This is a genomic window from Sphingomonas sp. Leaf20, from assembly GCF_001421535.1.
GTDB lineage: Bacteria > Pseudomonadota > Alphaproteobacteria > Sphingomonadales > Sphingomonadaceae > Sphingomonas.
Window position 1 is genome coordinate 1,102,946 of record NZ_LMKN01000001.1, and the last position, 21,236, is coordinate 1,124,181.

Sequence of the window (21,236 nt, forward strand, 5' to 3'; positions counted from 1 at the left end):
CCCTGATACCGTACAGAGCTTTGCTCGGACGCCCGCGCGTACCATGCGCACGCCGCAACGCGGGGCGCGACACGGGGCGCGACGGGGAAATCTGGGCGTGGATCTGACCCGATGCGCGATGTCGCACGTTCAATAGGCATGACATCACGACCCTTACGCGCCCGGCCCTCGCTTGCCCGGCATGCGCTTGGTGCCGCCGCGGTGCTGCTGCTCGTCCCGACGGCCCCCGCCCCGGCAGCCATCGCCGCGCCCATTCCCCAGAAAAAGGCGCCCGCGCGCGCCAAACCGGCCGCTCCCAAGAGCAGCGCGCCAGGCCTCCCCGCGATCGAGGGCGGCACCGCGGTCATCGACAAGCAGGCGGTCACCGACGCACCCGCGCGCGCGCTTTATGCGAAGACGGGCTGGCACGCGCTCTGGTCGGCGGGCAACGCCGCGGCGCTCGACCGGATCCTCGCCGACCGCGCGCGTCACGGGCTCGACCGCGTCGCGTTCCTGCCCGAGCAGGAGTCGGGCGTTTCCGGCGGCAGCGCGGCGGCGGACGAGGATATCGCACGGACGCGCGCCGCGCTCGACTATGCCGCGGCGCTCGCACAGGGGCGCGTCGATCCGGCGACGCTTCACGACGTCTACACGCTGCCGCGCCCCAAGGTCGATCTCGTCGCGGGCCTCGCGCGCGCACTGGCGGCGAACGCGCTGCCCGCCTGGTTCGACGGCCTCGCGCCGCAGGATGCCGACTATGCCGCACTGTCCGCCGCCTATATCGCGTTCAGCGCGAAGGCCGCGGTCGCCTCCCCCACCATCGCGATCCCGTCGGGCGTGATCCGCGTCGGCATGCGCGATCCGCGCGTCGCGACGATCGTCGAGCAGCTGGTCGAGAGCGGCTACACGATCGCCGCGCCCGATATCGCCGCGCCCCCGCCGCCCGGCCAGACCGCCGCCCCGACGCTCTATACGCAGGCGCTCGCCGATGCGGTGAAGGGGTTGCAGACCGATTACGGGATCGCCGCGGACGGCGTCGTCGGTCCCGACACGCTCAAGGTCCTCAACCTCGGCGCGGGCGACCGCGCGCGTTCGCTCGCGGTCGGGCTCGAGCGGCGGCGCTGGCTCGCACGCACCGCGCCCGCGACGCGGATCGACGTCAACACCGCCTCGGCGCAGCTTCGCTACTACCGCGACGGCGTGCTCGTCGATCAGCGCAAGGTCATCGTCGGCGAACCGGGCCGCGAGACCCCCGGTCTCTCGTCCCCGATCTATCGCCTCGTCGCCAACCCGACCTGGACCGTGCCCAAGTCGATCCAGAACGGCGAGATGGCCAATGTCGGTCCCGACTATCTGGCCGAGCACAACATGGTGCTCCGCGACGGCTGGATCGTCCAGCAGCCGGGGCCGAGCAACGCGCTGGGGCTCGTCAAGTTCGACATGGCGAACGACCAGGCGATCTATCTCCATGACACGTCGGCGCCCGGGCTGTTCGATCGCAGCCAGCGGCACCTCAGCCACGGCTGCGTCCGCGTCGAGGATGCGTCGGGATTCGCGCAGATGCTCGCGGACGATGCGGGCGTCGCCGACGCATGGCAGACCGCGCAGATGTCGGGCGAGATGACGTTCGTCCCGCTGCCGACGCGCATCCCCGTGCGGCTGCTCTATCACAACGTCTATGTCGGCGACGACGGCCGCGTCGCGTTCCGCACGGATCCTTACGGCTGGAACGACCCGGTCGCCGAACGTCTCGGCTTCGCGCGCGCCGCCGCCAATCGGGCCGAGGCCAAGGCGATCGATATCGGCCCGTGAGCGTGCGCCCCTGAGGCTGCGACGACCCTAGCGGTAGGTCATCCCGCGTTCGAGCCCGCGCAGCTCGGCCAGCCCGCGCAACCGGCCGATCAGCGAATAGCCCGGGTTGGTCGTCTTGGTCAGGTCGTCGACCATCTGGTGGCCGTGATCGGGGCGCATCGGCAGCGACTGCCCGGTCCGCGCCTGCAACGCGACGATCTCGGCCATGATCGCGGGCATGTCGGCATCGCCCTCGAGATGCGGCGCCTCGTGGAACGCGCCATCGGGCTCGCGCTGGACCGAGCGGAGGTGGAGGAAGCCGATCCGGTCGCCAAGCCGCCGGACCATCCCGGGCAGGTCGTTGTCCGCGCGCACGCCGAACGATCCGCTGCAGAAGCACAGCCCGTTCGCGGGCGACGGCACCGCGTCGAACAGCGCGGCGACGTCCGCCTCGGTGCTGACGACGCGCGGCAATCCGAACAGCGGAAAGGGCGGATCGTCGGGATGGACGACCAGCCGGATTCCCTCCGCCTCCGCGACCGGGCACACCGCCTCGAGAAACGCGACATGGCTCGCGCGCAGCCGCTCGCTGTCGATATCCGCATAGGTCGCGATGCAGTCGAGCAGTTCGGGCGAGCTGAAACTCTCCTCGCTGCCCGGCAGCCCGGCGATGATCGTCCGCTCGAGCGTGACGCGCGCGGCCGCGTCCATTGCGGCGAAGCGCTGCTCCGCCCTCGCGACGACGGCCGCGTCATAGTCGGTCGCCGCACCGGGACGCCGCAGCATGTGGATGTCGTACGCCGCCAGCGCCTCGAGCTCGAACCGCAACGCACGCGCGCCGTCGGGCAGCGGCCACGCCAGATCGGTCCGCGTCCAGTCGAGCAGCGGCATGAAATTATACGTGACGACGTCGATCCCGTGCGCCGCCAGGTTGCGCAGGCTCGCGACATAGGCCTCGATCAGCCGATCCCAGTCGCGACCACGCGTCTTGAGCCCTTCGTCGACCGGCAGGCTTTCGACGACCTTCCAGTCGAGCCCCGCCGCTTCGATGATCCGGCGCCGCTCGGCGATCGCCGCCTCGCTCCAGACCGCGCCGTTCGGCACCTCGTGCAGCGCGGTGACGACGCCGGTCGCACCCGCCTGCCGTATCGCGCCGAGCCCGACCGGGTCGTTCGGGCCGAACCACCGCATGGTCTGGGTCATTCTCATTGATCGTCTTCCTGCTGTCGATGCGCGCCTGTCGCCATGCGCGTCTTATAGCATAGCAGGCTGATTTGGCATGACACTTGTCAATTTTCTGACTGGCCAATTTGTTATCTTGATTGACTTCACGTCGGCGGGCCCCTTCCCCCCGCCGATCCCCGCCGCACGCTTGTCGGACCGGTCGTCGGGCCGCCACCGGCCGCCCGACGAAATCGCCTTCGCCTAGAAGGTCCCGCGCAGGCCGATCAGGAACTGGCGTCCCGGCTTGTACTGCGTGAACGTCGCGTTCTCGAACTGGAAATACGAGCGCAGCGTCGCATCGGTGAAGTTCGCCACGTTGATCGTCAGCTGCGGCGCGCCCGCAATCCCGAAGATCTTGTCGAGGTCGAACGACGACGAGAAGTCGTAGGTCGTATAGTCCGTCCCGAACAACGCCGCCGACGGGATGCCGTTCTGCGCCGCGCCGCTGTTCTGCGCACCCTGCCGCGAGGTCGTTGCGACGCGCAGCATCACGCCGTTCTTCTCGTAGAAGCCGGTGATGTTGTACGTGAACGGCGACACGCCGAACGCGGTGGCGGGGCCGTCGCTGCGCTGGTCGACGATCGTCGCGTTGGCGTTGAAGCCGAAGCCCGTGACGCCGATCATCCGCGTCAGGAAATCGAGCGGCTGGACCCACTGGAATTCCAGCCCGTTGATCGTCAGCTTGTTGGGGACGTTGACCTGCGACGTCACCTGCACCTGCGCGACGGTCGGGCCGCCACGCGAGTTCAGCGCGATCTGCTGCGTCGGGTTCAGCGTGTCGTAGGTGATGCCGTATTGCGCGAGTTCGGCGAACGCGACCGTGTTGATCGCGGTGTTGGTGAAGCCCTCGATCGACTTGCGGAACGCGTTGAAGCTGATCACGCCCTCGCGGCCGGTATAATATTCGAAACCGAGGTCGAGGTTGGTCGACAGATAGGGTTCGAGCGCGGGGTTGCCGATGCTCGCCTGATCCGCCGAGGGTGCGCCGAAATTGACGCCGGGCAGCTGTGCCGACGGATCGGGGCGCGTCAGCGTCCGCGACCCGGCGACGCGAACGACCGCCTGCTCGCTCAGGTCATAGGCGAAGGTCGCCGCGGGCAGCCATTCGGAATAGGCGTTGCGCGTCGACACCATGCTGACGATGTTCGGATAGCGGCTGCCATCGGGCAGGCTGCCGCCGGCCGCGGGCGTGTTGCGCGGATCGGGGAGCGAGACGCGCCCGGTGATCTGCTGGATCGTGTTGACGTAGCGCAGCCCGAGGTTGAAGCGCAGCATGTTGCCGCCCAGCTCCTGCGCGCCGTTGACCGTGGCGAACGCCGACTTGACGATCTCGCGGATCAGGCCGCCGCTCGCACCCGTGTTGGCGCCGCCGCTGTCAGGCGCGCTGTCGTGGAACGACTGATAGTTGGTCGCCGCTGCGAACGCCGGCCAGTCGACCGTGACGAACCCCGCAGGCCCCGGCGTCAGATAGCCCGGCGCTGCGGCATTGGGCACGAGCGACCCGCCATAGGACAGCGGACCCGCGACGCCCGTGGTCGCCCCCGTCCCCAGACCCGGATAGGTCGGATACCCTGCGGGCACGACGCCCGGCGCGTTCAGCCCTTCGCAGGGTGGCTGCGTATTGGGCGACGGGACGAACACGCTCGGATTGTTGCCGCAGACCGCATTCTGCCACGCCTGGCTGTTGTCGAACCCGCGGATCCGCCGCGACACGTCGTCGAACGCGCCGCCGACCTTGATGTTGAGCGCCTTGTCGCCCCACGTCAGGTCGCCGCGCGCGCCCTTGCTCTTGTTGAGCCGGCGCTCGTCGGAGATGTTGACGCGGCTCCCGGGATTCCACCCGAAATTCGCCGGATCGTTGAGGTCGAGACCGCTCGTGATCGTCGGCATCCCGCCCGTGTTCGAATAGGTCACCGTATTGCCCACGCCCAGCGGCGTCGTCATGCCGACCGTCGGGCTCTCGCGGTGGAAGGTCGATCGCGCATAATTGCCCTGCAGCGTGGCCTTGAGCGTCGGCGAGATTTCCCATTCGCCGCCCGGATTGACGCTGAACAGCTTGGTCGTCTCGGTATAGGGGCGGAATTCGTTGAAGAACTGCGCGTTGGCGAACGTGCCGCCGGTCACCACGCAGCCGACCGTGCAATCGGCCTTGTCGAACGTCAGGTTGGTCGGGATCACCGCGCCGTTGCGCACGATCCACGCCATGTTCTCGCGGATCAACTCGTTCTTCTTGTAGCCGTACAGACCGTCGATGTAGAAATGCAGCGTGTCGGTCGGCTGCCATTCGGTGCTGACGATCGCGTTGATGCGGTCGCGCGGGCCGCGGATGCTGGTGGTGCGCCCGAGACGCGGCAGCAGCGCGTTGTCGATCTGCTGGATCGTCGCGCCGGGATTGTTCGCGAGCAGGAACGCGCGGTCGATCGGCGTCCCCGCGACCAGCCCGCCGCCGGCGCCCGCCGGCACCACCGCCGGGATCGTCCAGTTGCCGCCGCCCGTCGTGTTGCACCCGCTCGCGGCGCCGCACTGCGCCGCGGTCAGCGCGGGGTTGGTATAGCCGATCGTCTCGAACCCGCGCGTGTCGGTGAACAGCCGCTGGGCCGACACGCCCGCGAGGATGCCGAAGCGCTCGGTGCGCCAGCTGCCGATCAGCGCGCCGCGCGCGCCGATCCGGTCCTCGGGCGACTGGCGCGTGCCCTGGACGTTATAGTTCAGGAACCCCGTCGCGCGGTCGAACGGCCGCGCCGACCGCAGGTCGATGTTACCCGCCGCGCCGCCTTCGAGAAGATCCGCGGTATAGCTCTTGTTGACCGTCAGCTTGGTGAACAATTCGGTCGGGAAAAAGCTGAGGTCGACCGAGCGGTCGGTGCCTTGCGCATCCGTCGCGCCCGACGATGCGACCGCGATCGTCGCGCCGTTCAGCGTCACGTTGGTGAAGTTCGACCCCAGCCCGCGGATCGCGACGTTGGTGCCCTCGCCCGTCACGTCGCGCGTGATCGTGATGCCAGGGATGCGGTTGAACGATTCGGCGATGTTCGTGTCGGGGAACTTGCCGATATCCTCGGCGAAGATCGAATCGGTGAACCCGGTCGACGCGCGCTTCGCGTCGGTCGACTTGGCCAGGCTCGAGCGATAGCCCGTGACCACGATGTCCTCGGCCGGCGTCCCCTGCGTCGTGTCGGTCTGCGGCGCGGGCGGCGTCGCGGGGCCGTTGTCCTGACCATTTTCGGGCACCTGCTCCTGCGGCGGCGGGACGGTCTGCGCGCTCGCGGCCGACACGCACAGCGCGGCCAGCGTCGTCGCGCACAACAGCGCGCCGCGGGACAGATGCGGCAATGTCTTGCGGGCGGGCTTCGACTTGGACGTCATGATCGGGATCCTCTCTGGAACCTCGCTGCCGTGCGTTGGACAGGAGGCAAAATCGTCGGCGGCTGGACGTAAAGTTCAGGGTAAGCGGGGTGGACGGCCGGGGGGCTGCACGAACCGATCAGGCCGCGCGCCGACGGTCATGACGCGGTCGCCCGGGGGCCCCGGGGGCATCGTCACGACACGCAGGCAACCGGCAGGAGCGATGCGCTCCCGCGTTGCGACTAGAAGAATTGCGTAGCACCCAAGTCATCCATCCCTCGTCATGCCTGCTTCACACAGATCGTTGATAGCGCTACCTCGGCGATAGTTGTCAGCAAGTCAATATGCTTTGGCTAGGCCAATTCGGCCCGACCTGTGAGGGTACTCGCCAATGTGCGCGCTACCGTTTTCTGCGTCGCTACCATCCGCCGATCGTGTCCGGACCGGACCCGGCCGCGTCGACGCGCCGAACGACCTCGGTGGATCGGCGGCCTTCCCTCTCGCCCGCATCCTGCTATCACTCCGACAAAAGCGTTGGAGGATGCAGATGATCGACACCCGAAAAGCAGGGCGAATTGCGGGGCGACCCGCAGGCCGATCGCGTCGCGCCTTCCTCGTCAGCGCAGGCGCGCACGCGCTGATGGCGGGGACGATGCTGTCGACCGCGCGCGCCACGCCGGCATTTGCCGCGGGCGGTACGGCGGCCATCCCGGCGGCCAGGCTGCGCGCCTTCGACCTCGCCGACGTTACCTTGTCAGACAGCCCGTTCCTGCATGCGCAGCACAAAACCGAGGCGTATCTGCTCGCGCTGCACCCCGACCGGCTGCTGCACAATTTTCGCGTCAACGCCGGGCTGACGCCGAAGGCGCCCGTCTATGGCGGGTGGGAATCCGATCCGCTCTGGGCGGACATCAACTGCCACGGCCACACGCTGGGGCATTATCTGTCGGGGTGCGCGCTCGCCTATCGCTCGACCGGCAAGCGCGAATACAAGCGCCGGATCGATCATATCGCGCGCGAACTCGCCGAATGTCAGCAGGCCGCGGGGTCGGGGCTCGTCTGCGCGTTCCCCGACGGCGCCGCCTTGCTCGCGACGCATCTGCGCGGCGATCCGATCACCGGCGTGCCCTGGTACACGCTGCACAAGGTCTTTGCGGGCCTGCGCGACGGCGCCTTGCTCGCGGACAGCGCACCGTCGCGCGCGGTGCTGTTGCGGTTCGCCGACTGGGCGGTGGTCGCGACGCGGTCGCTCGACGACGCGCAGTTCGAGACCATGCTCGAGACCGAACATGGCGGGATGAGCGAGATCTTCGCCGACCTCTACGTCATGACGGGCAATGCCGACTATCGCCGGACCGCGGAACGCTTCGCGCAGAAGGCGGTGCTGGCGCCGCTCGCCAAGGGTCGCGACACGCTCGACGGGCTGCACGCCAACACGCAACTGCCCAAGATCATCGGCTATCAGCGGCTGTGGGAGGTCACCGGGAAATCCGACTACCACGACGCGTCGCGATTCTTCTGGCGGACGGTCGCGCTCACCCGGTCGTTCGCGACGGGCGGGCACGGCGACAACGAGCATTTCTTCCCGGTCGCCGACTTCGCGTCGCATGTCTTCTCGGCGAAGGGATCGGAGACCTGCTGCCAGCACAACATGCTCAAGCTCACGCGCGCGCTGTTCCTCCACGATCCGCAGGTCGCCTATGCCGATTATTACGAACGCACGCTCTACAACGGGATCCTCGCGTCGCAGGACCCCGACAGCGGCATGACCACCTATTTCCAGGGCGCGCGGCCGGGCTATATGAAGCTCTACCACAGCCCCGAAGACTCGTTCTGGTGCTGCACCGGCACGGGCATGGAAAACCACGTCAAATACCGCGACTCGATCTATTTCCACGACGACGACGCGCTCTACGTCAACCTGTTCATCCCCTCCGCGGTGACGTGGAAGGACAAGGCGGCGCGCGTCACGCAGACGACGCTGTTTCCCGACGTTCCGACGACGAGCTTGCGCTGGACATCCGCCCGCCCGACCGTCGCGACGATCAAGCTGCGCCACCCGCAATGGAGCCGCACCGCGATCGTCCTCGTCAACGGCACCGAGGCGGCGCGCTCGACCCGGCCCGGCAGCTATGTCGACGTCGCGCGCACCTGGCGCAGCGGCGACACGGTCGAGCTCCGGATGGCGATGGACGTCGCGGTCCAGCGCAACCCGGTCGCCCCCGACATCGTCGCGTTCACCTATGGCCCGCTGGTCCTTGCGGGCGCGCTCGGTCGCGAGGGGCTGGCCCCAGGCGCAGACATCATCGTCAACGAACGCAAGTACGGCGCGTACAACGACACCCCGTTCACCGCGCCGACGCTTCCCGCCATGCCGAACGACACCCCCGGCACGCTCACGCCCGGCAGACGCCCGCTCGAATTCACGACGCGATCCTCCGACAACCAGCCGGTCCGCCTGATCCCCTATCACCGCATCGCGCACGAACGCTACGCGACCTATTGGCAGCTCACCCCGCCGGTCTGACCGCGACCGGTCCGCGCGCGACCGGCGCGGCGGCGGATTGGATGCGTCGCGCCATGCCGCTAGACCGGCACGCCATGCCCCCCGCCCCGCCTCCCGCCCCGCCAACCGCCCCTCTCGCCGCCCCCGAGTTCGATGCCGGCTTCCGCCATCAGCTCGACACATTGTTCGCGTGGCGGCGGGATGTGCGCCGCTTCCGTCGCGTGCCCCTGCCGCCCGGCGCGCTCGATCGCGTTCTGGGCGCAGCCGCAACCGCGCCGTCGGTCGGGCTCAGCCAGCCCTGGCGCTTCGTCACGGTGGAGTCCCCCGACCGCCGCGCGGCGGTGCGCGCGGATTTCGTCGCGTGCAACACCGCCGCCTTGTCCGCGCAGGACGACGCACGCAGCGCACGCTATGCCCGCCTCAAGCTCGCAGGCCTCGATCAGGCGCCCTGCCATGTCGCGGTGTTCGTCGAACCCGATCCGGAACAGGGCCACGGCCTCGGCCGCGCGACGATGCCCAAAGCCGTCGCCTTCTCCGCGGTCATTGCGATCCACACGATCTGGCTGGCGGCGCGCGCCGAGGGCATCGGGCTCGGCTGGGTATCGATCCTCGACCCCGCACGCATGACGCACATCCTCGACGTGCCCTCCGCGTGGCAGCTCGTCGGCTATCTCTGCATCGGCTATCCCGAAACCGACGGCGTGACACCCGAACTCGAAACGGCGGGATGGGAAACGCGACGCGCGCTCAGGGTCATCGCGCGCTAGGTCGCGTAGCGGGTCACCGCACCGACCGACCGCGACACGGCGCGCGTCACGCCGCCAGCGTCCGCGTCGGAAACACCGGGCCGCGCACCTGCATCCGATCCGCACGATAGGGCCGCTGCAGCGCCAGCACGTCGTCATAGCTGCCGGTCAGCCAGCGATCGTGATCGTCGGGCCGCAGGATCGTGATCATCGCCTTGGGATGGATCGGCGCGACCAGTTCGTTCGCGTCGCACGTCACCATCGCGAAATAGCGCTGCTCGCCGACCTGCCGCCAGAACCCGGCGATCGCGAACACCGGCTGATCGGTGACCGAGAACCACATCTCGCCCTTGATCGGCTTCTTGCCGTCGCCGAGGTCGGTCGGCTCGCGCGCCCATTCGCAGAATTCGGTCAGCGGGATCAGGCACCGGTTGGCCGGATCGCTCACCAGCGAACGCCATTGCGGCAAATGGAGCGTGCGGACGTTGGTCTGCGCGACCTTGCGCCCCGCCTGCTTGGCCTGCCCCGCAAGGACGTCCCACTCCATTACGTCGACACCGCGCCGCGCGCCCTCGTCGCGCACGACATAGGCGCGGCCGAACGGGCGAAGCTCTTTCGGATCGAACCGGTTGTCCATCGGCTTGTCGGTCAGCCATTCGCCGCCGAACCGTTCGAAGATCGTATCCGGCTCGCCGCTGAACCGCGCGCGGTTGCACATCGATCAGTTGCCGGGGCTGCGGCGCTTGATCTCGCCGAGCAGCGCCTCGGCGACGGGATGCCCGATGTCGCCGCCGGTCTGCTGATACGCACTCGCCAGCTCGGTGTCCGACGCGGCGCTCAGCAGCGCCTCGACGCGCGCGCTGTACGCGTCGGCTTCGGCCGCCGCCGCGTCGGCCGCGTCCTCGCTGGTCACGCCGGCGGCATCACCGGGCGTATCACCGGGCGCGGGCGCATGCGCCATCACCGCATTCTCCTTGAAGATGTCGAACGCGTCGGCCGCCTCGCTGCGCTGCTCCAGCGCGATTTCGAGAAGCGTGAACAGGTCGAGCGGGGATGTGGTGTTTTCCATGCGCCGACCTAAGCCGGTTTTGCGACGTCAGGCAAATTACGCGTCGGTCGCCGGCGCGGCGGCAGGGCGCCGCTGCGACACGATCTGCGCGACGCGGTCGGCAAATTGCTTGAGCGTCGGCACGATGTCCGCGCGCGCCAGCTTGCGCGGATGCGGATCGATCGCACACAGCGTCCCGTAGAACGAGTTGTCCGACAGGACGATCGGCAGCGAGACATAGCTCTTGAAGCCGTAGAGCGCGGGCGCCGGGTGGCTGTTCCACCGCGGATCGGCGGAGACGTCGTCGATCACGACCGCATTGCCGGACTCGCGGATGTCGTTGCAGATCGTCGTCGAGATGCGCAGCTCGTCCCCCGGCGACATGCCGAAGTCGATCTGGTCGAGCACCTGGCACGCGATCCAGCGCGCCTCGGTCACGCGTGCGACCGCGACGAATCCCATCCCCGTGAGCGCCGCCACCTCCTCGAGGATGCGGCGTATCTCGTCATCGTCGCCAAAGCGCGCGGCATCCGCGGCCAGTTCGTCGAACATAAGCTGGTCCCCCGCGCCGACCATAGCCCAGCCCGCGGGTTCTGACGACTCCCGGCGCAACCGGGCGCCGTCGCGAGCGGACGTCAGCGGCGGCGATACCGGGGATCGGGCGTGATCGCCTCGATCTTGTCGAGTTCCGCGATCAGATCCGCAAACCCGTCATCCGCGTCTTCGTCCGCGGCGACCGAGAACAGGCGATGAAACCCCGACCCCAGGACGTCGAGATCGCGTTGGGTCAGGAGACCAACAGCCACGATACGGTCTTTCGTCAAAATCCATCTCCCGGCGTAGATGAAGGCAACGGGCGACCGACGATTAAGTGCCTTCCCCAAGCGGCGACTGCCGACAATGCACGCGTACAGGCCAGCGCAAGCCGAACCGCGCCACCCGGCGATCCCGGCACGCGAAGCAGACGCCGCGGAGGGGCTTCAAAAGGCTGAAGATTTCAGTGCAAAATGGCGGAGACGGAGGGATTCGAACCCTCGGTACCAGTAAACCCGGTACGGCGGTTTAGCAAACCGCTGGTTTCAGCCACTCACCCACGTCTCCGGCTGCAGCAGGTGCGGGGCTATAGCGGGGGTCTGCGCGGGGGGCAACTGGTGTTGCACGGTGTTCGAGCGTGAAATCGACTCTTTCCGCCGTTTCATTCATTGCGGGGTCAGGCCCGGATTGGTTAGCTGGGCATTCACGTATCGGGGAAGATCATCATGCGCAGTTTCTGGCTCGGGCTCGGCGCCCTCGCCGCGTCGATCGCGAGCAGCGCGCCCGCGCAGGTTCGCACGATCGACCCCAATCAGGCGATCGACGGCGATCTCGCCCCGCAGCAACGCGCGCAGGCGGATACGCGCACGCAGCCGTCGCCGCGCTATCCCGAGCAGCCCGCCCCGGTCGAGCCCGTCGAATCGCCCGCCCCGTCGCAGGTCGCACCCGCGACCGGTGCCCAGACGCGCGCGGAGGCGACGATGAGCGCCGCCGACACCTATGAGCGCGACGATCTGCTCGCGGCGGGCGAAGGCGTGTTCGGCAAGGGCGCGGCGGGGCTCGGCGGCATCCTCGAGAAGATCCTCAAGGACCAGGGCCAGCCCAACGCCTATATCGCGGGGCGCGAGGCGTCGGGCGCGTTCATCCTCGGCGTCCGTTACGGCTCGGGGCTGATGAACCACAAGGTCGAGGGCGAGAAGCCCGTCTACTGGACCGGGCCGTCGGTCGGGTTCGACGTCGGCGGCGACGCGAACAAGGTCTTCGTGCTCGTCTACAACCTCTACGACACCGAGGAACTCTACAAGCGCTTCCCCGCGGTCGAGGGCCGGCTCTACCTCGTCGGCGGATTCGCCGCGACCTATCTGCGGCGCGGCAACGTCGTGCTGATCCCGATCCGGCTCGGCGTCGGCTGGCGCGCGGGCGTGAATGTCGGGTACATGAACATCACCCACAAAAGCAGGTGGCTGCCGTTTTAAGGCGCAGGTGGGCAGCCGGCCACGCCCGGCTGACTCCACCAAGCCCGGCCGGCGGCGCGTAGCGCCGTCCGACGACGCGGGCTTTGCCCGCGACGCGGCGCCGCCCCCGCCAACACCCCTCATCCCCTACAACCCTGGGCTCCCGCCTTCGCGCGAGAACAGCGCGTGCGGCGGGCCTCCGGGCCCCTCCTGCAACAGCGCCCGGTAGCGCCCACCCCCACAATCGCCTAACGCCACGCGAATGGCCAAACCCGACCGCCTCGCCCGTCTCGACGCCCAGCGCGAGGATCTCGAAACCGACTACCGCGCGACACTGATCGCCGCGCTGGAGAGGACCGCGGGCGGGTCGCTCGGGCTGTTCGACCGCAGCAGCGACCGCCGCGTCCGCACCGCGATCGCGCCGACGATCGCCGCGCTGCGTGAAATGGGCACCGAGATCGACGCGATGCGCGACCGGCTGATGCTCGACCCGTTCGCGCTCCACCGCGACTTCTTCGCCGCGCGCGGGCCGGTCAGCGCAAGTGCGCCCGGCGAGCAGAAGGCGGCACGGCTGTGGCTGGCGCGGCTCGCACAGGAGGATCCGGCGGACTGACCCCCTACCGTCATCCTGACGAAAGTCAGGACCCAGGGTCACGACCGCCGCGCTGCTTGGCTCTGGATCCTGACGTTCGTCAGGATGACGGGGTAGAGACGAACCGCCACCCCGCATCGGTCCCCGCAAGGAACGGCACGACCGACGTATCCCCCTCCCCGACCCGCTCGGGCACGATCACGCTCTCACGCACCAGCGTCACCGTGCCCTCGTTCAGCGGCAACCCGTAGAACCGCGCGCCATGCTCCGACGCGAACCCCTCAAACCGGTCGATCGCGCCCTCCGCGTCGAACACGCCGAGATACGCCTCGAGCGCGAACGGCGCGTTGAAGATCCCCGCACAGCCGCAGCCCGATTCCTTCGCCCCCACGACATGCGGCGCGCTGTCGGTGCCGAGGAAGAAGCGCGGGCTACCCGACACCGCGGCCTTCCGCACCGCGAGCCGGTGAGTCTCGCGCTTGAGCACGGGCAGGCAATAGGCGTGCGGCCTGAGCCCCCCGTCGAACAACGCGTTGCGGTTGATCAGCAGATGCTGCGGCGTGATCGTCGCGGCGATCGGATGGTCCGCCTCGCTGACGAACGCCGCGGCCTCGGCGGTGGTGATGTGCTCGAGCACGATCTTCAGCCCCGGATAGTCGCGCGTCAGCGGCGTCAGGATACGCTCGACGAACACCGCCTCGCGGTCGAAGATGTCGATGCTCTTGTCCGTCACCTCGCCGTGGATCAGCAGCGGCATGCCGATCCGCTGCAGCGTCTCGAGCACGCCCGTCAGCGCGCGGATATCGGTGACGCCATGCGCCGAATTGGTCGTCGCATGCGCGGGGTAGAGCTTGCACGCGGTGAACACGCCCTCGGCATGGCCGCGCTCGATCTCGGCGGGATCGGTGCCGTCGGTCAGGTAGCAGGTCATCAGCGGCGTGAAATCGGCACCGCCGACCGCCGCGAGGACCCGCTCGCGATAGGCGCGCGCGGCGGCGATCGTCGTCACCGGCGGGGTGAGGTTGGGCATGATGATCGCGCGCGCGAACTGCCGCGCGCTGTGCGGCGCGACCGCGTCCAGCATCGCGCCGTCGCGCAGGTGGAGATGCCAGTCGTCGGGGCGGCGGATCGTGATGCTGTCGGTCATGCGCCCTCCTACCGACGCGCGGCAGACGACGCCAGACGGTTGCGCGCCTTGGAAATCGCCGGGCGCGCACTAGGTGAAGGAGATGACCGAGCCCGACAGCGCAACCCGGCCCGAGACGGCCACCTGCCTCGCCGACCGCGCGGTGCTGCGCATCGCGGGCGAGGACGTCCGCGGCTTCCTGCAGGGGCTGGTGACCGCCGACACCGCGTTGCTCGCGCCCGGCGCGCCCGCCTGGGCCGCTTTGCTGTCGCCGCAGGGCAAGGTGCTGTTCGACTTCCTCCTCTGGGCGGACGGTGCCGACGTGCTGGTCGATGTCGAGGCGTCGCAGGCCGAGGCGCTCGCCAAACGCCTGACGCTCTACCGCCTGCGCCGCGCGATCACGATCGCCCCCGATCCGCTCCATGTCCACTGGTCGCCGACGGGGACGCAGGGCCGCCCCGATCCGCGGCTTCCCGCGCTCGGCCACCGCTGGCTCGGCCCCGCGGATGCAGCGGCAGGCGATGCGTCGCCCGCCTGGCACGCGCACCGCCTGTCGCTCGGCGTGACCGAAGGCATCGCCGAGCTCGGCAGCGGCGAGACGCTCTGGCTCGAATGCAACGCGCGCGAGCTGAACGGCGTCAGCTTCACCAAGGGCTGCTATGTCGGCCAGGAGAACACCGCGCGGATGCACCACCGTTCGAAGGTCAACCGCCGCCTCGTCGTCGCGCCCTTCACCGAACCGAGCAGCCGCACGCGCGTCACCTATCCCGACCTCGCGCTGATGGTCGACCACCGCCGCACCGAAGCGCTGGGCGACGCGCGCGTTCCGGACTGGCTCGCGCCTGCGCTCGAGGCAGACTCTACCGGCTGAAGCGCCACTCCCGTCATCCTGACGAAAGTCAGGACCCAGGGTCACAAACGCCGCCGCTGCTGGGCTCTGGATCCTGACTTTCGTCAGGATGACGGGAAGGGAGGTATCGCTGCGAGGCTTAAGACCCTGACATGCGCCCCGCGCGGGCAACGCCGCTGCCCACCAAGGCACGCCTCCCAGCCCAGGCAAACGACCTCAACCCCAACCCCGTCATCCTGACGAAAGTCAGGATCCAGGGTTACAAACGCCGTCGCTGCTTGGCTCTGGATCCTGACTTTCGTCAGGATGACGGGAGGGGGGTTATCGCTGCCGGGTTCCAAGTCCTGACGTGCGCCCCGCGCGGGCAATCCCGCTATCCACCACGGCACGCCTCCCAGTCTAGGCACACGACCCCAGCCCCAACCCCGTCATCCTGACGAAAGTCAGGATCCAGGGTCACGAACGCCGTCGCTGCTGGGCTCTGGGTCCTGACTTTCGTCAGGATGACGAGAGGGACATAGCGCCGGGCTAAAGGTCCTGACGTGCGGAGAATGACACCCCCGCGCGTAGCGCAGCACCACACTGCGGCATTGCCCACGCCGCCCACCCCAAACAACTCCGCGCCTCCGCGCCTCCGCGCGAACCAAACTTCTTCCCCCTCAAGACCACCAGACAAAAGAAAAGGGAGGCCGGCTCGCGCCGACCTCCCCGATCTTTTCCCGCATCCGACCCGAAAGGATCGGAAGGCAGAAGTCTTACTGGCCCGAACCCGGACCGTAGGTGACTTCCACGCGACGGTTCTGCACTTCGCGCACGCCATCGGCGGTGTCGACGCGCGGACGGCTCTCACCGAACGCTTCGGTCGAGATCACGCCATCCGGGATCGCATGCGACGACAGATAGGCGCGGACGCCGTCTGCACGACGCTGCGAGAGACCGACGTTGTACGATGCCGAACCCGACTTATCGGCGTGGCCTGCCAGCATGACCTGTGCGTTGCCGCACGACTGGTACTGCGTGACGGCGTTGTCGAGGATCGACGCAGCCTCAGGCGTGATGTCCGACTTGTCCCACTCGAAGAACACGATGAACGGACCTGGCGAGCAGACGACTTCGACCGGTGCTGGCGGCGGCGGCGGAGCCATGGGCTCTGGTGCCGGCGGCGGCGGCGGTGCGACTGGCTCTGCAGGCGCGCCGAAGTTGTAGGTCAGGCCGCCCAGGATGCTGTGCGAACGGTAACGACCGTCGAACACGCGGTTCGACACGTCGACCAGCTTGACGTTCTCGGCGTTGAAGAAGCGATACTTCAGCGTCGCGTCGACATGGTCGGTCAGCGGTGCACGGATACCGGCGAGGCCCTGATAGGCGAACACGGTGTCCGAGTCGTTCAGGAAGTCGCCACGGTTGTTGAGAGCGTAGTTCGCCTTGACGCGAGCAACACCGACACCACCGCCGACAAAACCCTGGATGCCATCGTCCGGACCGAAGTCCAGCAGGCCGTTCAGCATGAAGCTGAGCGCCGACGACGAACCGCCAGCGTAATCGTAGTTACCCGTCGGAGCGTTTACGAGTGCGCCTGCACGGTTGAACGCTGGCGTGGTCGTGGTCGACGTGAAGCCGTCCACGGTTGCCTTGCGGTAGCCGACTTCGGTTTCGAGGCGGAAGCCACCGAAATCGTAGCCCATGACTGCATCGACGTCATAACCATAGTCATGGTCGACCGAAGCGGCGTTGTTGAGTGCACCGATGTCGTAATCGATGTCTTCAACGATCATCGCACCGCCTTCGATGCCAACGTACCACGACTTGTCGCGGGCGAGGGCAGGAGTGGCGAGTGCGGTGGAGGCGAGTGCCAGAACGACGGCAAGCTTCCGCATATAAATCCCCTTTCATGAGTGTCACACGGACATCGCAAACTCCCTATCCTCCGCCTTGTTTCCACGCAAGCGAACAAAAACCGGGGGTGTTGCTGGAACGACACAGTTTCCGGGGTGTTTACGCGGCAATCAGCCCATGGTTCCGCAACGCGGCCAAAATGGCGTCGATCGTGACCCTCGCGGAGTCGTCGACGACGCTGCCGCCGACGACGTCCGCGATCGCCGCGCCGCGGGCCTGCACCACCGGAACGCCGCCGATCACGATTCGCGCACCCGCGATGTCCGCCCCCGCCCAGGCGGTGCCGTCGAAGCGCAGCAGCATCGCCCGATCCTCGCACCACGCGGTCATCCCGGCGCGCGGCACCGCGAACCGCCAGCCGCCCGCGGTCCAGCCCGCGATCGCCTGCGCCTGCCCGGTCCAGTCGCCGCCCGGCGCCGCACCGACGATCCAGCACGCCCCCGGCACCGGATCGACGGGCGGCACGCTCACCCCCGCCGCGACGACGCTCGCGTTGAGCACGAGGTCGAGCAGCGTCAGCGCCTCGTTGTGCACCATCTCCTTCTGCGCCTGTCCGGGTTGCAGCAGCGGCAGCCCCAGCCGCGCGCTGCGATCCCCCGTCAATCCCGTGTCGATCGTCATGTCGCCTCTCCCGCTGCTGCCACCATGATCCGCGCCGGTGCGGACAATCCGAAAAGCCCGCGCTGCCGCACCTCGACCGCGACCGGCCCCGCGCTGCGCTCCGCGCCGGTGACGGTCACGCTGGATACGCTCGTCTCGACCGTCCGCACCGCGCCCGTCGCGGACACGATCCGCACGACATACACTTCGGCGTCCTCGCCCAGCGGCACGTCGCCGCCATCGATCCACCGCCACCCCGCACGACTGCGCCGGATCCAGCGGACCGCGGCGTCGCCATTGCCGGCAAGCGCGACGCGGAGCCCGACGGGCGACGGCGGCAGCACCGACCGGCCGGCCAGCACGCAGCGTGCCTCGACCGGCTCGGTATCGCCGACCCCCGACGCGAGCACGCGCACCGTCTGCCCGATCGCCGCGACGGGCAGGTCGATCGTCCGCATCGCATCCGCCTCGATCAGCACGAACGCGTCGCCCGGCGCCTGCGTGCCGATCGCCGCCTCGGTCCCGCGGCGCCCGCGCCACAGCCGCGTCAGCCGCCACCGCCCCGCGCCGACCGGGTCCGCACGCCCGAACTGGATCAGCTCGTCCCCCGCCAGCGCGAGGTTGCGCCCCGCGTCGAGCCCCGCATCGTCGGCATCCGCGAGCAGCATGTCGGGCCGCGCGAGCACCACCTCGAACACCCCCGCGGCGTCGCACAGCAGCGCCCCGCGCGCCGCCGCGACCACCGCGATCCGCCCCATCGTCGCGGGCGCCGCGGTCGCACCCGCCGCGATCCAGCTCGCGCCGTCGTCGATCGAATAGAGCAAAGCCGCCTGCCGCCAGCCGGCACCGCTGCCGGCCGCCGCCACCGTCAGCCGCGGCGCCACGAGCGGTGCGTCCTCGAGCCCGGGCGTCTCGAACGCCGCCAGCCGGCTCGCGCCGATCACCGCATCGACCGCCGCCGCGACGCGCCCGCTGCTGCCCGCGACCGCGACCGGCGCGATCTCGACCGGCGTCAGCACCAGCGTCGTGACCATCGCCTCGACCATCGACTCGACGATCCGCCAGATCCCCGGCTCGGGCACGCCCGCCGCATCGGCGATCCGCACCACCGACCCCGGCGTCCGCGCCAGCCCACCCGGCCCCAGCCGCACCGTCCGCCGCACGCGCTCCGCCTCGGCGCGCGCCAGCACCGCCGCCGCGATCGTCTTGGCCGCGCCCGCCGACAGCACCGCGGCCAGTGCGATCCGCTCGTCGCGCCCGCCCGGCCCCGCGCCAGCCCGCCGCACGCGCTGCAACCCCGTCTGATAGTCGCGCGCGGCGTCATAATAGCCGATCGTCATCGTCCGCGGCACGCTGTCGCTCGCCGCGACCGCGCGCACCTTCATATCCGTACCCCGCCCATCCGCGCTCACGCCCGCCCTCACGCCGGCATCGACGATCACCGGCAGGTCGCCCGCCGCGCTCGTGGGATCGCACAGCGTCAGCGCGGTTCCGTCGGATCCCGGCGCGAACCAGCCGCCCGCCGCCTGCGCCAGCGTCGTAAGCACCGCGCCGACGCTGCCGCCCGCCACCGCAAACCCGTCGAGCGTCATCGCCGCCTCGCCCGCATGCTCCCCCGTTCCTTCCGTGACCTCCGCCGCGACCGCCCGCGCGATCGTCGCCACCCCCACCGCGCCCGCGTCGGCGATCACCTCGAAGGTCAGCGACGGGATCCGGTTGCCGTACGCCGCCAGCGCCATCTGCTCGAACACCACATAGGCGCAGCCGCGATAGGCGGGCGAAACCCCCGCGCCCTCCGCCGCCGCGATCAGCGGGTCGACCGCCTGCGTCTCGCCGCCCGGATGCAGCCGGAACCCGGTCGCGGTCTTGAAGTCGCCGCCCGCGCCGCGCAGCAGCTTGCCCTCCGCCCAGATCCGCCCGACGCGCAGCACGCGCCGCGCCGACAGCAGCACCGCGAACGACGCGGCATAGCTGTACGTCGACACGCTCGGCTGCCCCTTGCCGCCGCCGCTGCGCGACCGCGTCTCGATCAGGTCGCTCGCCCAGATCACCGTCCCCGCGACGCGCATCGTCCCGAACAGCGCGGGGATCTGGCTGCCATAGGACGAGGTCTGCACCGCCAGTTCGGTCAGCCGTGGCCCCTCGCGCCGTCCCGGTCGCAGCACCAGCCCGTCGACCGACCGCCCGATCAGCGCGCCGATCGCACCGCCGATCGGCCCGCCCACCGCGCTCCCGACCGCGGTCAACACCAGTGTCGCCATGTCATGCCTCCCCCGATTGCACGGCCGGACGCCAGCATCCCAGCACCGGCTCCGCGACCGGTCCCGGCCGCTCGACCACGCGTTTCAGCACCGCATCCGCGTGGACGATCCCGCGCGCGCTGCGCACCGCGAAGTGCAGCTGCGCCGGCCCCGTCCGCAGCATCAGCACGTCGCCCGCCGCGCCCGCATCCCCACCCGCCCGCCGCGCCAGCACCCGATCGAGCCACGCCGCCACCGCGACCGGATCGCCGCCCCGCAGCGCATAGCCCGTCGGCACCGCGACGACGCACCCGCCCGCACGCAGCGCCAGCGCGACCAGCCCGACACAGTCGAGCCCCGTCGCCGCCGCGCGGCCGTGCAACCGGAACCGGCTCCCGACCGCGGCGAGCGCGGCGCGCTCGACGGCGACGCCCGTCTCCGCGCTCATGCGCCGGGATACCGCGTCAGCAGGTCGATCCCCGGCAGATACGGCTCACCGCGAAAATTCACCGCGTTCGCAAACCGGGTCGCGCACGTCGCAAGGCTCTTGTCGCACCCCTCGACCAGCTCGACGAGCGTCCCCGCCGCGACCGCGAACGCGGGCGCGCGCTGCAGCGTCACGCTGGCACCCGCCGACGCGACGACCGCGCTCTCCAGCCCGCCGTTCGCGCCGCCGAACCAGCGCAGCACACCGCCACCCCAGCCCCCCGCGATCGGCTCCGCGGTGTCGAGCGTCACGTCGCGTCCCGCGACCGCGACCACCCTGGCGAACCGCCGCCGCGCCGCCATCGCCACGCGGCACCGCGCATCGCCCAGCTCGGCGCGACATTCGGGCGACGTCTCCTCGACCACCGCGCGGTCGAGCGCGGCACCCGCCCCGCGCAATTCGGCGGTAAAGCCGCCCTCCGTCAGCTCGACCGCGCCGATCTCTCCCCCGCCCAGCGCGAGTGCCGCGCCGCCCGGATCGGTCCAGTCGACCGCGAACACCGTCACCCGCGCGCCGTCCCACCGCCCCGCGAGCAGATCGCGCGCGCCGATCGCCGCCGCACTCAGCGCGCCCGTAACGTCCATCGTGTCCGCCTCGAGCGCACTCCCCCGCTGGATCGCCGACGGCGTCATCCCCGGCGCCGCGCGGTGGACGAGCCCGTCCACCACCAGGTCGCGGTCGTGCGCGGTCAACCCCACCGCCACCCCGTCGCGCCGCTCCACCCGCCAGCACACCGCGATCGTCGCCAGCTCACCATCGAGAACCATGTGATTTCTCCGAAAGGAGGACCCAGACACGTACGGGGCCGACGGCAAAGG

Annotated in this window: 18 protein-coding genes and 1 tRNA gene; 6 read left to right on the plus strand and 13 right to left on the minus strand. The window is 69.6% G+C overall.

Translation table 11 applies throughout. The annotated features are described in order from the left end of the window. Window positions 1–138 precede the first annotated feature (138 nt). Window positions 139–1,791 (plus strand): L,D-transpeptidase family protein, encoded by a 1,653-nt coding sequence (locus tag ASE72_RS04980; RefSeq protein ID WP_082445789.1) that lies wholly within the window; start codon window positions 139–141, stop codon window positions 1,789–1,791. Window positions 1,792–1,818: 27 nt separating this feature from the next. On the opposite strand, the gene uxuA is transcribed toward ASE72_RS04980, so the two are convergent. Then, complete coding sequence (uxuA, locus tag ASE72_RS04985; RefSeq protein WP_235532237.1) at window positions 1,819–2,973, minus strand: mannonate dehydratase; 1,155 nt, start codon at window positions 2,971–2,973, stop codon at window positions 1,819–1,821. A gap of 222 nt (window positions 2,974–3,195) precedes the next feature. Continuing rightward, window positions 3,196–6,360: a TonB-dependent receptor gene (locus tag ASE72_RS04990; RefSeq protein ID WP_056017412.1), complete on the minus strand. Its 3,165-nt coding sequence runs from the start codon at window positions 6,358–6,360 to the stop codon at window positions 3,196–3,198. A gap of 526 nt (window positions 6,361–6,886) precedes the next feature. Between ASE72_RS04990 and ASE72_RS04995 the strand changes: the two genes are divergently transcribed. Both ASE72_RS04995 and bluB read left to right on the plus strand, forming a co-directional pair. Beyond that, entirely contained in the window at window positions 6,887–8,866 is a 1,980-nt protein-coding gene (locus tag ASE72_RS04995) for a beta-L-arabinofuranosidase domain-containing protein (protein WP_056018993.1), read from the plus strand. Continuing rightward, complete coding sequence (gene bluB, locus ASE72_RS05000) at window positions 8,842–9,612, plus strand: 5,6-dimethylbenzimidazole synthase (RefSeq protein ID WP_235532238.1); 771 nt, start codon at window positions 8,842–8,844, stop codon at window positions 9,610–9,612. Before ASE72_RS04995 ends, bluB begins: the two co-directional genes overlap by 25 nt. Before the next feature lie 46 nt (window positions 9,613–9,658). On the opposite strand, the gene ASE72_RS05005 is transcribed toward bluB, so the two are convergent. The 5 genes from ASE72_RS05005 to ASE72_RS05025 form a co-directional block, all read right to left on the minus strand. Next, window positions 9,659–10,309 (minus strand): SOS response-associated peptidase family protein, encoded by a 651-nt coding sequence (locus ASE72_RS05005; protein ID WP_056017415.1) that lies wholly within the window; start codon window positions 10,307–10,309, stop codon window positions 9,659–9,661. 3 nt (window positions 10,310–10,312) lie between these two features. Beyond that, window positions 10,313–10,660, minus strand: coding sequence for a hypothetical protein (locus ASE72_RS05010; RefSeq protein ID WP_056017418.1), 348 nt, complete (start codon window positions 10,658–10,660; stop codon window positions 10,313–10,315). A gap of 36 nt (window positions 10,661–10,696) precedes the next feature. Beyond that, window positions 10,697–11,191 (minus strand): GAF domain-containing protein, encoded by a 495-nt coding sequence (locus tag ASE72_RS05015; protein WP_056018999.1) that lies wholly within the window; start codon window positions 11,189–11,191, stop codon window positions 10,697–10,699. Window positions 11,192–11,274: 83 nt separating this feature from the next. After that, window positions 11,275–11,445 (minus strand): hypothetical protein, encoded by a 171-nt coding sequence (locus tag ASE72_RS20615; protein WP_200916162.1) that lies wholly within the window; start codon window positions 11,443–11,445, stop codon window positions 11,275–11,277. Window positions 11,446–11,647: 202 nt separating this feature from the next. Next, window positions 11,648–11,740 (minus strand) — tRNA-Ser (locus tag ASE72_RS05025). A gap of 158 nt (window positions 11,741–11,898) precedes the next feature. Here ASE72_RS05025 and ASE72_RS05030 point away from each other — a divergent pair. Together ASE72_RS05030 and ASE72_RS05035 are read left to right on the plus strand one after the other, a co-directional pair. Next, window positions 11,899–12,648, plus strand: coding sequence for a DUF1134 domain-containing protein (locus tag ASE72_RS05030; RefSeq protein ID WP_056017424.1), 750 nt, complete (start codon window positions 11,899–11,901; stop codon window positions 12,646–12,648). 241 nt (window positions 12,649–12,889) lie between these two features. Continuing rightward, complete coding sequence (locus tag ASE72_RS05035) at window positions 12,890–13,240, plus strand: hypothetical protein (protein WP_056017427.1); 351 nt, start codon at window positions 12,890–12,892, stop codon at window positions 13,238–13,240. A gap of 79 nt (window positions 13,241–13,319) precedes the next feature. Here ASE72_RS05035 and pyrC read toward each other — a convergent pair whose 3' ends face one another. Then, entirely contained in the window at window positions 13,320–14,366 is a 1,047-nt protein-coding gene (pyrC, locus tag ASE72_RS05040) for a dihydroorotase (protein WP_056017429.1), read from the minus strand. An 82-nt stretch (window positions 14,367–14,448) separates the two neighbouring features. Between pyrC and ygfZ the strand changes: the two genes are divergently transcribed. Beyond that, window positions 14,449–15,216: a CAF17-like 4Fe-4S cluster assembly/insertion protein YgfZ gene (gene ygfZ, locus ASE72_RS05045; RefSeq protein ID WP_056017432.1), complete on the plus strand. Its 768-nt coding sequence runs from the start codon at window positions 14,449–14,451 to the stop codon at window positions 15,214–15,216. A 734-nt stretch (window positions 15,217–15,950) separates the two neighbouring features. On the opposite strand, the gene ASE72_RS05050 is transcribed toward ygfZ, so the two are convergent. The 5 genes from ASE72_RS05050 to ASE72_RS05070 form a co-directional block, all read right to left on the minus strand. Next, window positions 15,951–17,072: an OmpA family protein gene (locus ASE72_RS05050; RefSeq protein ID WP_056017435.1), complete on the minus strand. Its 1,122-nt coding sequence runs from the start codon at window positions 17,070–17,072 to the stop codon at window positions 15,951–15,953. 118 nt (window positions 17,073–17,190) lie between these two features. Next, window positions 17,191–17,712: a DUF2793 domain-containing protein gene (locus ASE72_RS05055; RefSeq protein ID WP_056017438.1), complete on the minus strand. Its 522-nt coding sequence runs from the start codon at window positions 17,710–17,712 to the stop codon at window positions 17,191–17,193. After that, window positions 17,709–19,952 carry a GTA baseplate fiber-binding domain-containing protein gene (locus ASE72_RS05060; RefSeq protein ID WP_056017441.1) on the minus strand — a complete coding sequence of 748 codons (2,244 nt, stop codon included), beginning with the start codon at window positions 19,950–19,952 and terminating at the stop codon, window positions 17,709–17,711. Before ASE72_RS05060 ends, ASE72_RS05055 begins: the two co-directional genes overlap by 4 nt. Before the next feature lies 1 nt (window position 19,953). Then, window positions 19,954–20,379 (minus strand): hypothetical protein, encoded by a 426-nt coding sequence (locus ASE72_RS05065; protein WP_056017444.1) that lies wholly within the window; start codon window positions 20,377–20,379, stop codon window positions 19,954–19,956. Next, window positions 20,376–21,185: a DUF2163 domain-containing protein gene (locus ASE72_RS05070; protein ID WP_056017447.1), complete on the minus strand. Its 810-nt coding sequence runs from the start codon at window positions 21,183–21,185 to the stop codon at window positions 20,376–20,378. Before ASE72_RS05070 ends, ASE72_RS05065 begins: the two co-directional genes overlap by 4 nt. Window positions 21,186–21,236 lie beyond the last annotated feature (51 nt).

Excerpts from the sequence above, each read along its gene's own strand:
- pyrC (WP_056017429.1), bottom strand. The coding sequence starts at position 14,366 with ATGACCGACAGCATCACGATCCGCCGCCCCGACGACTGGCATCTCCAC.
- ASE72_RS05005 (WP_056017415.1), bottom strand. The coding sequence starts at position 10,309 with ATGTGCAACCGCGCGCGGTTCAGCGGCGAGCCGGATACGATCTTCGAA.
- ASE72_RS05035 (WP_056017427.1), top strand. The coding sequence starts at position 12,890 with ATGGCCAAACCCGACCGCCTCGCCCGTCTCGACGCCCAGCGCGAGGAT.
- ASE72_RS05065 (WP_056017444.1), bottom strand. The coding sequence starts at position 20,379 with ATGAGCGCGGAGACGGGCGTCGCCGTCGAGCGCGCCGCGCTCGCCGCG.
- ASE72_RS04980 (WP_082445789.1), top strand. The coding sequence starts at position 139 with ATGACATCACGACCCTTACGCGCCCGGCCCTCGCTTGCCCGGCATGCG.
- ASE72_RS05055 (WP_056017438.1), bottom strand. The coding sequence starts at position 17,712 with ATGACGATCGACACGGGATTGACGGGGGATCGCAGCGCGCGGCTGGGG.
- ASE72_RS04995 (WP_056018993.1), top strand. The coding sequence starts at position 6,887 with ATGATCGACACCCGAAAAGCAGGGCGAATTGCGGGGCGACCCGCAGGC.
- ASE72_RS04990 (WP_056017412.1), bottom strand. The coding sequence starts at position 6,360 with ATGACGTCCAAGTCGAAGCCCGCCCGCAAGACATTGCCGCATCTGTCC.
- ygfZ (WP_056017432.1), top strand. The coding sequence starts at position 14,449 with ATGACCGAGCCCGACAGCGCAACCCGGCCCGAGACGGCCACCTGCCTC.
- ASE72_RS05010 (WP_056017418.1), bottom strand. The coding sequence starts at position 10,660 with ATGGAAAACACCACATCCCCGCTCGACCTGTTCACGCTTCTCGAAATC.
- uxuA (WP_235532237.1), bottom strand. The coding sequence starts at position 2,973 with ATGACCCAGACCATGCGGTGGTTCGGCCCGAACGACCCGGTCGGGCTC.
- ASE72_RS05060 (WP_056017441.1), bottom strand. The coding sequence starts at position 19,952 with ATGGCGACACTGGTGTTGACCGCGGTCGGGAGCGCGGTGGGCGGGCCG.
- ASE72_RS05070 (WP_056017447.1), bottom strand. The coding sequence starts at position 21,185 with ATGGTTCTCGATGGTGAGCTGGCGACGATCGCGGTGTGCTGGCGGGTG.
- ASE72_RS05030 (WP_056017424.1), top strand. The coding sequence starts at position 11,899 with ATGCGCAGTTTCTGGCTCGGGCTCGGCGCCCTCGCCGCGTCGATCGCG.
- ASE72_RS05050 (WP_056017435.1), bottom strand. The coding sequence starts at position 17,072 with ATGCGGAAGCTTGCCGTCGTTCTGGCACTCGCCTCCACCGCACTCGCC.
- ASE72_RS05015 (WP_056018999.1), bottom strand. The coding sequence starts at position 11,191 with ATGTTCGACGAACTGGCCGCGGATGCCGCGCGCTTTGGCGACGATGAC.